Raw genomic sequence first — 12,289 nt, forward strand, 5'->3', positions numbered from 1 at the left:
CCCCCGAATAGACTGGGGGGCATGCGCGATCCTCACGGGCTCTACGACCTCACGTCCGAGTTTGTCGAGGTTCCGCGCGGTCTCCACCTCGTCGCCGGCCTGACCGGTTTCACGGACTCCGGCTCGGCCGTCACGCAGTTCAGCGAGTACATCCTGGAGAACCTCGAGGCGCGCGAGATCGTCAGCTTCGACAGTGACGCGCTGCTGGACTACCGCGCCCGCCGACCCAGCATGTACTTCGATCTCGACCACCTGACCGAGTACCGGCCGGCCAAGCTCTCGCTGTACCTGGTCGAGGATGAACTGCATCAGCCCTTCCTGCTGCTCACCGGCTATGAGCCGGATTTCCAGTGGGAGCGGTTCAGCGCCGCAGTGGTCGAGCTCATCGAGAAGTACGGCGTCACGGACACGACCTGGGTGCACGCGATCCCGATGCCCACGCCGCACACTCGGCCGCTCGGGGTGACGGTGAGCGGCAACCGGCGCGAGCTGATCGACGCGATGTCGGTCTGGCGGCCGCAGACCGAACTGCCGGCCAACGCGCTGCATCTGGTGCAGTACCGGCTTGAAGAGCTCGAGCATCCGACCACCGGCTTCGTGCTGCTGGTGCCGCACTACCTGGCCGACACGGAGTTCCCGACGGCCGCGGTCGTCGCCTTCGAGAGCATCAGCGCCGCCACCGGCCTCATCTTCCCGACGGATGAACTGCGTGAGCGAGGCCGCGAGTTCATCGTCAAGGTGGAGGACCAGGTGCGCGGCAACCCGGAGCTTCAGCGCCTGATCAGCACGCTCGAGGAACGGCACGACAGCTACATGGAGGAGAACCCGCTTCCCTCGCCGTTCGTGGATCGTCACGGCGAGGTGCCGTCGGCGGACACGATCGCGGCCGAGCTGGAGAAGTTCCTCGCCAACCGACGCGACGACGAGCCGTCCTGAGCGGCGGAGGGCACCGCGGGCGCGCTAGCCTCTCTGCCGTGCACCTCAGCTCTGCGGCCGGGACTCCGGCGTGAACTCCTGGCGTTCCTGGGTGGTGTTTGCGGGCGCCGTCACCGTGTATCTGATCGCCGTGACCCAGCGCACGACTTTCGGCATCGTCGGCGTCGAGGCCACCGATCGCTTCGGGGTGAGCGCGGCCACCCTCTCGACCGTCGCCGTGGTCCAGGTCGCCACCTACGCGGCGCTGCAGATCCCGGTGGGCGTGCTCGTCGACCGGCTCGGTCCGCGCGTCCTGCTGATCGGCGGCGCCGCGATCATGGCTCTCGGTCAGGTGCTGCTCGCCTTCGCCGACGACATCGGGCTCGCGATCGCCGCCCGAGTGCTGGTCGGAACCGGCGACGCGTTCACCTTTGTCTCGGTGCTGCGCCTGCTGCCGAACTGGTTCAGCGGACGGATCCTGCCGCAGCTGGCGCAGTGGGTCGGGATGATCGGAGCGACCGGTCAACTGGTGGCGGCCATCCCGTTCGCCTTCCTGCTGCACGCCGTGGGTTGGAACCTCGCCTTCCTGATCGCAGCCGGCATCTCGCTCTTCGCGGTGCTCATCGGAGTCGCGGTGATCCGCACCGGCACCCGACCTCCGCTCACCGAGGAGATCACCACCAGCTCCACCTGGTCGCGCCTCCGCGCCAGCGTCGCGCGACCCGGAACACAGCTCGGATTCTGGTCGCATCTGCTCGGCGGCACCGCCCCGCAGACGATGGGTGTGCTGTGGGGCTACCCGTTCCTCACCGCGGCTCTCGGCTACGACGTGGCGACCGCGGCGGGGGTGTTCTCGCTGCTCGTCGTCGGGGCCGTGCTGCCGGCTCCGCTGATCGGCTACGCGGTCGCCAGCTACCCCTTCCGGCGCGGTGATCTCGTACTCGGGATGGCGGCCCTGGTCTACGGGGCGCTGGTCGCGGTGCTGGTCTGGCCGGGCCAGCCTCCGCTCGCGCTCGTCTGCGTGCTGTTCTTCCTGATCGGCGCGGGCGCGCCCAGCTCGCTGATCGGAATGGACTACGCGCGCACGCTGAATCCGTCGCACTCGGTCGGGACGGCGAGCGGGTTCGTCAACGTCGGCGGATTCCTGGGCGGCTTCGTGTCGATGTTCCTGATCGGCGTCGTCCTCGACATCGTCGACACCGTCCGCGTGGCGACCGGTCACGTCTCCGACCTGTACGCCTGGGAGGCATTCAGGTTGGCGCTGCTCGCGCCGCTGGCGATCGCCGCCGTCGCGGTGGTGGGAGTCGTCGTGACGCGCCGCCGCGCGCGCACGGTCATGACGCGCGATGAGGGAATAGAGATCACCCCGCTCTGGGTTGCACTGTTCCGGACGCGCCGCGGCGGGCCTGGCGGTCGCCGCTAGCGTCAAAGCGGGTCCGGTGTCAACGGTCAGTTCAAGACTGTGAGATAATCGAATTTCTGGACCCGGTCAGGTCTTCGGATGGGCGTTGCGAGCATCGCCCGGAGGACTTGACATGGGTCCTTGTACTGCCCAGATCCACCCGGGAGGGGTCAGAATGGCAACCCGAACCACCGCGAAGGACGCCGCCGACACCGGCGAGAAGAAGACGACGCGGGCGCGCGCCACGAAGGCGACCGCGGAGGCGGCCGAGGCGAAGGCGGCTGACGCGAAGACGCCCGCCAAGAAGCCCGCGGCGCGCAAGGCGAGCACCACGAAGGCGGGCGCCGCGAAAGCGAGCCCCGCCAAGGCGAGCAAGGCGAAGGCCAGCAAGGCCACCGAGGACGACGAGGATCTCGACGAGGTCGAGGTCGATGCCGAGGACGTCGAGGTCGACTCCAAGGACGACAACGACGCCGCCCCCGCCAAGTCGGCGAAGTCGGGCGACAGCGACGACTCCGACGATGAGGATGACGACGAGGAGAAGTCGACCTCGCTCGACGAGCCGTTGCCCTCGGGCGCGATTCGGCTCTCGTCGCGCGACGACGAAGACGAGATCCCGGTCTACTCCGCGGCGATCACCGGCGCCACGGCCGACCCGGTCAAGGACTACCTGAAGCAGATCGGCAAGGTCGCGCTTCTGAACGCGGCCGAAGAGGTCGAGCTCGCGATGCGCATCGAAGCGGGCCTGTTCGCCGAGGAGAAGCTCGGCGGCATGACCGATGCGGAGAAGCGCTCGCAGCTCGGACGCGAGCTCGCCTGGGTCGCGCGCGACGGCCAGCGCGCCAAGAGCCACCTGCTCGGCGCGAACCTGCGACTCGTGGTCTCGCTCGCCAAGCGCTACACCGGTCGCGGAATGCAGTTCCTCGACCTCATCCAGGAGGGCAACCTGGGTCTCATTCGTGCGGTCGAGAAGTTCGACTACACGAAGGGCTTCAAGTTCTCGACCTACGCCACCTGGTGGATCCGTCAGGCGATCACCCGCGCCATGGCTGACCAGGCGCGCACGATCCGCATCCCCGTGCACATGGTCGAGGTCATCAACAAGCTGGCTCGTGTTCAGCGTCAGATGCTGCAGGATCTGGGCCGCGAGCCCACGCCCGAGGAGCTCAGCCGCGAGCTCGACATGACGCCCGAGAAGGTCGTCGAGGTGCAGAAGTACGGTCGCGAGCCGATCTCGCTGCACACGCCCCTCGGCGAGGACGGCGACAGCGAGTTCGGTGACCTGATCGAGGACACCGAGGCGGTCGTTCCGGCCGACGCGGTCGGCTTCACGATGCTGCAGAAGCAGCTCGAGTCGCTGCTCGACTCGCTCTCCGAGCGCGAGGCGGGCGTGATCCGCATGCGATTCGGTCTCGGCGACGGCATGCCGAAGACGCTCGACCAGATCGGCGACACCTTCGGCGTGACGCGTGAGCGCATCCGTCAGATCGAGTCGAAGACGATGGCGAAGCTGCGCCACCCGTCGCGGTCTCAGTCGCTGCGCGACTACCTCGAGTAGGCCGACCGTGCTGCGCGTCCTGCTCGCGATCTGGGCGGGGAAGCTCGCGAGTGCGACGCTGCGCGCGCTTGGGCGTGCCGGAACGCACGTGCCGGGCATCATCGCGCGCCGGGTGCACCCGGGCATCATCGGTGCGATCGCGCATCCGCCGAAGGTGATCGCGGTGACCGGCACCAACGGCAAGACGACCGCGTCGAATCTGCTGGCCGCGGCGCTGGCCGCCCGGGGCCTGCGCGTGGCGAGCAACCGCAACGGGTCGAACCTGGCGGCGGGGGTGGCGGCGACGTTGATCTCCGCCGTCGACTGGCGCGGTCGCTCGCGCGTCGATGTCGGCGTGTTCGAGGTGGATGAGCGCTCCGCGAAGCTCGTCCTGCCGGGGCTGCGACCGGACGTGCTCGTCGGGCTCAACCTCACGCGCGACTCGATCAAGCGCAACGCGCACCCGGCCTACATCGCGTGGATCCTCTCCTCGGCGCTGCCGACGTCGACGACGCTCGTGCTCAACGCCGACGATCTGATCGTCGCGGGGCTCGGCGGTGAATCCAACCCGCGCGTCTATTTCGCGGTCGATCGGATGCCGACCGACGGCGATCGGCCGGCGGGCGCGGCGGTCGACGCCGCCATCTGCCCGGTGTGCGACCATCGGCTCAGCTGGGACTACTGGCGTTACAACCACATCGGCGCTGCGCACTGCGAGGCCTGCGGATTCCGCTCGCCCGCGGCCGCCTACCGTGCCCGCGAGGTCGACGCCGCTGCGCGCCAGGTCGTGCTGAGTCTCGACGGCGAGACGCGGACGGCAGCGCTCGTCAACGAGAACATCGTGAACGTGTACAACCAGGTCGCGGTCGCCGCGGCGCTCGGCGTGCTCGGCTACGACCGCGACACGGTCGCAGGCGCGTTCGACGAACTCGCGCCGCCAGAGACGCGCTTCATGACCGACGCCGTGGGGGCGACCCGCGTCGTGCGGATCCTGACCAAGGGCCTCGTCGGTGTTGCGTGCTCGCGGGCCTTCGACTACCTGCGGTCGTTCCCGGGTCGCAAGTCGATCGTGCTCTCGATCGACGAGGTCAGCGAGCGGACCACCGATGTCGAGAACACCGCGTGGACCTACGACGCCGACTACGAGTACCTGGCCGATGACAGCGTCCGGCAGATCGTCGTCGGCGGCATCCGCCGGCACGACCAGGCGCTGCGCCTGGCCATCGCCGGCGTCGACCCCGACCGCATCGTCACCGTCGCCTCGGAGATCGAGACCGCAGACATCGTCACCCTCGACGGCATCGACGAGGTCTTCAACCTGCACAGCGTGCACAACGCGGTCATCACCGGCACGCCGGTCCAGGCTCGCCTGCGCGCCCGTCTTGCCGAGCGAGAGGCGGCGACCCGATGACCGGCGCTCTCACGATCGAGATGCTCTACCCGGAGGTCGCGAATCTTCACGGCGACACCGCCAACATCGACTATCTCGCCCAGTGCCGCCCGGATGCGCGAGTCGTGCGCACGGCCCTCACCGAGACGCCGGCATTCGCCACCGGCGACGTCGACCTGGTCTACCTCGGTCCGCTCACCGAGCACGGGCAGCTCAAGGCGCTCGAGCGGCTGCGGCCGCACCGCGACCGACTGGTCGAGCTCATCGAGGCGGGCACGGCGTTCCTGTTCACGCACAACGCCCTCGAGGTGCTCGGCGAGCGGATCCGCAACGACGAGATGGGCTACGACGTTGCCGGCCTCGGCATCTTCGAACTCGAGTCGACGCTGTCGATGTTCGGCCGCTACAACGGCAAGGTGATGGGAAACCTCGTCGAGGTGGGGGCGGAGGCGCCGATCGTCGGCTACAAGTCGCAGTTCTCGACCGTCACGGCGTCCGACGCTCTGCCCGGCTTCCTGGTCGCGGAGCGCGGCATCGGCCGCAACGCGGGCACCGCGATCGAAGGGGTGCGCCGTCAGAACTTCCTCGGCACCTCGCTGCTCGGCCCGCTGCTGATCACCAACCCGCACCTGACGCGCTGGCTGCTGGCAACGATCGACCCCGACACCGAGCCGAACCTCGCCCACGAGGCGCTCGCGACGGCCGCCTATGAGGCGCGCCTGCGAGACTTCCGCGACGCGAAGCGCTGGCATCCGTTCGAGCGGGTGACGGCGCCGCGCCGCTGACGAGCTGCGGCGCCTAGAAGCCGATCGCGGCGCGGTAGCGCGGCAGCAGCCCGGTGCGGATGCCCGACACGCTCGGCTTCGACTGGTAGACGCCCGAATTGGGGTTGCCCTCGATCACGACGGGTCCGTCCGGCGCGATCGCCACGTCCCAGCCGACGTACGGCACCTCGGGGATCTCGCGCGAGAGCTCGTCGACGAAGGCGATCACCTGGTCGAAGTACGGCACACGGAATCCGACGATCGGCGTGCCCGAGAGCGGATGCGTCGCGAACGTCGTGCCGCTCTCGTCGAAGGCGGGGGAGTGCACCACGCCCTCGTCGTCGAGCATCGTGTACATGCCGCCGCCGGAGAAGTTGTCGATCGGACCGCCGTTGCCCATCTTGAGCACGCTCGCGAGCAGGTGGGTCCGGTCGCCGTCGAAGTAGGTGATGACGCGCAGCGAGTTCACGCTCGACGGGTTGAGTGAGGCCATCGCGTCGTGCTGGGTGATGAACTCCTCGACGAGGAACTGCCGACGCTCCAGCAGTCGCTCGCGGAAGGCATCCCAGTCGGCGACATCCGACGCCTCGATGCGCTCGATGCCGTAGCCGGAGAGGCTGTCGGGCACCTTGATCATCACGACCCCGCGGCGCGTCACGAACTCGCGCAGTGCTGCCGCATCCGAGGAGCGCACATCGAGCCACTCGCGGCCCAGCCAGCGGTCGAAGCGGGGATTGAACTGCGCCTTGTCGGCGAAGATCTTCCGCAGCTCGGGGTCGTTCAGCTTCTTGGCCAGGTGATTCGACTTGGGATGGGTGATGTAGGTGCGGCGCTCGTGCCGGTTCAGCAGGACGAAGTCCCAGTCCAGGTAGTCCTGGAACCCGGTCTCGTAGCGCACGGAGCACCACAGCATGTCGACGACCACCAGCGGCACCGGCCTGCGGGACAGCTTGGCTGCCTCACGGGCGATGCGCGTGACGTTGCCGAGGTTGATCGCCTTGGCGCGCGTCAGAAGGTAGCGAACCCGCCGTCCAAGGCCGAGCCCGCGGGTCTGCGACACCTACCGCTCGTCGGTGGCGGGAACGGCGCTGAGTCGCGCGCTCTCGTCGTGCCACTCCAGTGCGGTCTCGGCGAGCTTCTCCTTGAACTTCGCACCGTGGTGGGCGCAGAACAGCAACTCGCCGGAGGCGAGGGTCACTCGGACGTACGCCTGCGCACCGCAGCTGTCGCATCGGTCGAATGCCGTCAGCTCGGGGGCATCCAGCTCGTCGACTTCGCTCGTGATCTGCGACATGGTCTGCTCCCTCTCCGTCATGAACCGTGGGGTGTGTGTTGCGTGCGATTCTGACGTATCCAGTCAAACACGTCGCTCTCTGTGACGTGTGTCGCCGACGTTACATTTCGCTTTGGGCGTATCCAGCCGCATTCGCGGCGGGGCGCCGTCTGAGCGGTGCCGGGATCAATAGTGTTAACCCGGTATGAGCAGCGACTATTCCGCCCGTCATCTCTCCGTCCTCGAGGGTCTCGAAGCCGTGCGCAAGCGGCCCGGCATGTACATCGGCTCGAACGACTCTCGCGGCCTGATGCACTGCCTGTGGGAGATCATCGACAATTCCGTCGATGAGGCGCTCGGCGGTCACGGCTCACGCATCGAGATCGAGCTGCACCCGGACGGCAGCGTCGAGGTGCGCGACCGTGCGCGAGGCATCCCGGTCGACATCGAGCCCAAGACGGGCCTGTCGGGCGTGGAGGTCGTCTTCACCAAGCTGCACGCCGGAGGCAAGTTCGGCTCCGGCTCCTACGCGGCCTCGGGCGGTCTGCACGGCGTCGGCGCCTCCGTCGTCAACGCGCTCTCGGAGCGACTCGACGTCGAGGTCGATCGCGACGGCAAGACCTGGGCGATGTCGTTCCACCGTGGGGAGCCCGGCGTCTTCGACGATGCCGGCACGCCGCGCCCCGACGCGCCGTTCAGCCCTTTCATCTCGGGCAGCGAGCTGCGTGTCGTCGGCAAGGTCGCCAAGGGCGTCACCGGCACCCGGGTGCGGTATTGGGCCGACCAGCAGATCTTCGCGCGCGGCGCCGGCTTCGTCATGGACGAGCTTGTCGCGCGTGCACGACAGACCGCGTTCCTGGTGCCCGGGCTCGGCATCGAGATCGTCGACGCCCGCGACGCCTCCGTCGAGCCGGTGCGCGAGAGCTTCCGCTTCGACGGCGGCATCGCCGAGTTCGTGGAGTTCCTGGCCCCCGACGCGGCGGTCACCGACGTCTGGCGCATCCAGGGCTCCGGCGGCTACACCGAGACGGTGCCGGTGCTGCAGGAGAACGGCCACATGGTCTCGACCGAGCTCTCCCGCGAGTGCGAGGTCGACATCGCGCTGCGCTGGGGATCCGGCTACGAGACCGTGTTCCGCAGCTTCGTCAACATCATCGCGACGCCCAAGGGCGGAACCCACCAGGCGGGCTTCGAACAGGGGCTGCTGAAGTTCATGCGCGCCGAGGTCGAGAAGAACGCGCGCCGGCTCAAGGTCGGCAACGACAAGCTCGAGAAGGATGACGTGCTCGCGGGCCTCACCGCTGTGCTGACGGTGCGTCTGCCCGAACCGCAGTTCGAGGGGCAGACGAAGGAGATCCTCGGCACGCCCGCGGTGCGCAACATCGTGTCGAACGCCGTGGCGAAGGCGATGGCGGCGAAGTACGCCTCCAGCGCGCGGGCCGACAAGGCGCAGGGCGCGCTCGTTCTCGACAAGGTCGTCGCCGAGATGAAGAGCCGCATCTCGGCTCGCGCGCACAAGGAGACGCAGCGCCGCAAGAACGCGCTCGAGAGCTCCAGCCTCCCGGCGAAGCTCGTCGACTGCCGGTCGACGGACGTCGCCGACACGGAGCTGTTCATCGTCGAGGGCGACTCGGCGCTCGGCACCGCGAAGCTCGGTCGCGACAGCGAGTTCCAGGCGCTGCTGCCGATCCGCGGCAAGATCCTCAACGTGCAGAAGGCATCCGTGTCGGACATGCTGAGCAACGCCGAATGCGCGTCGATCATCCAGGTCGTCGGCGCCGGCTCCGGTCGCAGCTTCGAACTCGACCAGGCTCGCTACGGCAAGGTCATCATCATGGCGGATGCCGACGTCGACGGCGCGCACATCCGCACGCTGCTGCTCACCCTGTTCTTCCGCTACATGCGACCGATGATCGATGCCGGTCGCGTGTTCTCGGCCGTGCCGCCGCTGCATCGTGTGGTGGTGATGAATCCGGGGTCGAAGCCCAACGACGTCATCTACACATACTCCGAGGCGGAGCTGCAGGGAGTGCTGAAGGGACTGGAGAAGCGCGGCAAGAAGTACCAGGACCCGATCCAGCGCTACAAGGGCCTGGGTGAGATGGATGCCGACCAGCTCGCCGAGACGACGATGAGCCGGGCGCATCGCACCCTGCGCCGTGTCCGCATCGACGATGCCGAGAACGCCGCGCGGGTCTTCGAGCTCCTCATGGGCAACGACGTCGCCCCGCGCAAGGAGTTCATCATCGCCGGGCAGGGTCTCGACCACGCCCGCGTGGACGTCTGACCCTCGACGGGACTCGATTCGCGCCGGCGTCGCGCCCGCGTTACGGTCGCTGCCTTTCCGCAAAGTCGGAGATTCGGCCACCTCGTCCACGAGTCGTGGACGTCAGCGGCGAATCTCCGAGTTTGCGGGGGAGCGGGGATCGGGGACGGGGACGGCGGGGACGGAGCCCGGCCGCGGTCGAGCTACAGGGACGTTCCGACCGAGCCGATGACGGCGTCGAGCGGAATGCCGGAGGCGTCGCGCTTGGAGCCGGACTCCGGCAGCGCCCGCAGCGACCCGTCGGGACCGACGGGGACGGCCGGCGCCGGGCCGACCCAGGCGAGCTCGAGGCTGCTCTCGCCCTTGAGGAAGGATTGCGCGCGCACCCCTCCGGTGGCGCGACCCTTACCGGGGAACTCGCTGAAGGCGCTCACCTTCCCGCGACCGGCGTCGGTGCCCGCCAGCACGCCGTCCGGCGTCGAGATGGTGACCACGACGGCGTCGTCGGGCTGCTCCACCGCGCCGAAGAAGATCACGCGCGCCTTGGGCGAGAGCTTGATGCCGGCCATGCCGCCCGCGGAGAGTCCCTGCGGACGCACGCTCGAGGCGCCGAAGTGCAGAAGCTGGGCGTCGTTGCTGACGAAGACGAGTTCGCTCGCCTCGGTGGTGTGGCTGACGCCGACGACCTCGTCACCGGGCTTGAGAGCGATCACCTCGAAGTCGGGGCGACTGGGCCAGACGCCCGGCGTCACCCGCTTGACGACCCCCTGCGCGGTGCCGAGCGCGATCGGCTCGTCGCTCGTCAGCGAGACCAACGCGATGACGTGCTCCTTCTTATCGCTGAGCCCCAGGTAGTCGCGAAGCTTCGCCCCCGCGGCCAGCTGCACCGAGTTGGGCGGAACCGCCGGGAGGTCGACCGGGGTGAACCGGATCAGGCGACCGCGGTTCGTGATCGCGCCGAGTTCGCCGCGTGAGGTGGCCGAGACGGTGGAGCGGATCGCGTCGTGCCGGCTTCGTCGCGCCGGGGCCGCCGGAGCGTCGACGCCTTCGGGGAGGTCGACGCGCACCGCGCGGCCGGTGGTCGACAGGATCACGAGGGTCGGCACGTCGGCGATCTCGAGCGCGGCGGCGGCCTGCTTGGCGGCCGCGGAGGCGCTGCGCGGCGGCGCCGGACGGGCTTCGGTGAGCAGCGTGCGTCGCGGGGTGCCGAACTTCTCCGCCGCATCGGCGAGCTCGCTCGACACGAGCGCGCGGAGGCGGGTGGGGGAGCCGAGGACCTTCTCGAGCTGCGCGATCTCCTTCTCGAGCTTGTCGCGCTCGGTCTCCAGCTCGATGCGGCTGAACTTGGTCAGCCGGCGCAGCTGCAGCTCGAGAATGTAGTCGGCCTGCAGGGTCGAGAGGTCGAAGACCTCCATCAGCCGGGTGCGGGCCTGCGCGGTGTCGTCGGAGGTGCGCACGACCTGGATCACCTCGTCGATGTCCAGAATGGCGATGAGCAGGCCGAGCACGAGGTGCAGCCGCTCTTGGCGGCGCGCCAGCCGGTAGCGCGAACGACGGGTGACGACCTCGAGGCGGTGCGTCAGGTAGACCTGCAGCAGCTCCTTGAGTCCGAGTGTGAGAGGTCGGCCCTCCACGAGTGCGACGTTGTTGATCGAGAAGCCGTCCTCGAGCGGGGTCAGCCGGTAGAGCTGCTCGAGCACCGCTTCCGGGCTGAAGCCGGTCTTGATGCCGATCACGAGGCGCAGACCGTTCTTGCGGTCGGTGAGGTCGGTGACGTCCGAGATGCCGGTGATCTTCTTCGACGTCACGCCATCTTTGATCTTCTCGATGACCTTCTCGGGTCCGACGAGATAGGGCAGCTCGGTGACGACGAGTCCGGTCTTGCGTGCCGTGATCGGCTCGATCGAGACCTTCGCGCGCGTCTTGAACGAGCCGCGTCCCGTCGCGTAGGCATCTTTGACGCCGTCCAGACCGACGATGGTGCCGCCGGTGGGAAGGTCGGGCCCGGGCACGAATGCCATCAGCTCGTCGAGCGTCGCATCCGGGTTGTCGAGGAGGTGGCGCGCGGCGGCGACGACCTCCACCAGGTTGTGCGGGGCCATGTTGGTGGCCATGCCGACCGCGATGCCGCTGGCGCCGTTGACGAGCAGGTTGGGGTACGCCGCCGGAAGCACATCCGGCTGCGTCAACTGGTTGTCGTAGTTCGGAACGAAGTCGACGACGTCTTCGTCGAGTCCCTCCGTCATGGCCATCGCGGTCGGCCGAAGCCGCGCCTCGGTGTACCGCGCGGCCGCGGGGCCGTCATCCAGCGAGCCAAAGTTGCCGTGCCCGTCGATGAGCGGCACGCGCATGGTGAAGTCCTGCGCGAGCCGGACGAGGGCGTCGTAGATGGCGCTGTCGCCGTGCGGATGCAGCCGGCCCATCACGTCGCCGACGACGCGGGCGCTCTTGACGTGGCCGCGGTCCGGACGCAGGCCCATTTCGCTCATCTGGTAGAGGATGCGTCGCTGAACCGGCTTCAGACCGTCGCGCGCGTCGGGCAGCGCGCGAGCGTAGATCACCGAGTACGCGTACTCGAGGAACGAGCCCTGCATCTCGGCAGAGACGTCGATGTCCTCGATGCGCTCGCCATTCGGCTGGGCAGGGGTGACGGGAGAAGATGCGCGCGGAGTCATAAGATCGGGGCAATGTTACCGGCGGCGAAATCCCACCGGTTCAGCCTTGCCGACGTTCTTCCGAATT

The 12,289-nt window shown here is 68.5% G+C and carries 9 protein-coding genes; 6 read left to right on the forward strand and 3 right to left on the reverse strand.

Annotation, left to right across the window (positions count from 1 at the left end; translation table 11 throughout):
* Window positions 1-21: 21 nt before the first annotated feature.
* The 5 genes from ACR3ZA_RS01265 to ACR3ZA_RS01285 all read left to right on the forward strand — a co-directional run bounded on the left by ACR3ZA_RS01265 (window position 22) and on the right by ACR3ZA_RS01285 (window position 6,029).
* Window positions 22-936 carry a PAC2 family protein gene (locus tag ACR3ZA_RS01265; RefSeq protein WP_473659363.1) on the forward strand — a complete coding sequence of 305 codons (915 nt, stop codon included), beginning with the start codon at window positions 22-24 and terminating at the stop codon, window positions 934-936.
* 70 nt (window positions 937-1,006) lie between these two features.
* The gene (locus ACR3ZA_RS01270) at window positions 1,007-2,338 is read left to right on the forward strand and encodes an MFS transporter (protein ID WP_473659365.1); all 1,332 of its coding nucleotides are present in this window, start codon (window positions 1,007-1,009) and stop codon (window positions 2,336-2,338) included.
* A gap of 154 nt (window positions 2,339-2,492) precedes the next feature.
* Window positions 2,493-3,875, forward strand: coding sequence for an RNA polymerase sigma factor (locus ACR3ZA_RS01275; RefSeq protein WP_473659367.1), 1,383 nt, complete (start codon window positions 2,493-2,495; stop codon window positions 3,873-3,875).
* A gap of 7 nt (window positions 3,876-3,882) precedes the next feature.
* Window positions 3,883-5,265 (forward strand): MurT ligase domain-containing protein, encoded by a 1,383-nt coding sequence (locus tag ACR3ZA_RS01280; protein ID WP_473659369.1) that lies wholly within the window; start codon window positions 3,883-3,885, stop codon window positions 5,263-5,265.
* Window positions 5,262-6,029 carry a hypothetical protein gene (locus ACR3ZA_RS01285; protein WP_473659371.1) on the forward strand — a complete coding sequence of 256 codons (768 nt, stop codon included), beginning with the start codon at window positions 5,262-5,264 and terminating at the stop codon, window positions 6,027-6,029. Before ACR3ZA_RS01280 ends, ACR3ZA_RS01285 begins: the two co-directional genes overlap by 4 nt.
* A gap of 13 nt (window positions 6,030-6,042) precedes the next feature.
* Here ACR3ZA_RS01285 and ACR3ZA_RS01290 read toward each other — a convergent pair whose 3' ends face one another.
* Together ACR3ZA_RS01290 and ACR3ZA_RS01295 are read right to left on the reverse strand one after the other, a co-directional pair.
* Window positions 6,043-7,068 carry a sugar-transfer associated ATP-grasp domain-containing protein gene (locus tag ACR3ZA_RS01290; protein ID WP_473659373.1) on the reverse strand — a complete coding sequence of 342 codons (1,026 nt, stop codon included), beginning with the start codon at window positions 7,066-7,068 and terminating at the stop codon, window positions 6,043-6,045.
* Window positions 7,069-7,302 carry a DUF7455 domain-containing protein gene (locus ACR3ZA_RS01295; RefSeq protein WP_473659375.1) on the reverse strand — a complete coding sequence of 78 codons (234 nt, stop codon included), beginning with the start codon at window positions 7,300-7,302 and terminating at the stop codon, window positions 7,069-7,071.
* Window positions 7,303-7,486: 184 nt separating this feature from the next.
* Here ACR3ZA_RS01295 and ACR3ZA_RS01300 point away from each other — a divergent pair, with 184 nt between their 5' ends.
* Window positions 7,487-9,568, forward strand: a complete 2,082-nt coding sequence (locus ACR3ZA_RS01300; protein WP_473659377.1) for a toprim domain-containing protein — start codon at window positions 7,487-7,489, stop codon at window positions 9,566-9,568.
* A gap of 182 nt (window positions 9,569-9,750) precedes the next feature.
* Here the strand turns inward: ACR3ZA_RS01300 and ACR3ZA_RS01305 are convergent, their stop codons facing one another.
* A complete protein-coding gene (locus ACR3ZA_RS01305) occupies window positions 9,751-12,222 on the reverse strand; it encodes a DNA topoisomerase (ATP-hydrolyzing) (RefSeq protein WP_473659379.1) in 2,472 nt (823 codons plus the stop codon).
* Window positions 12,223-12,289: the final 67 nt, after the last annotated feature.

Source organism: Herbiconiux sp. J20-20, from assembly GCF_057365085.1.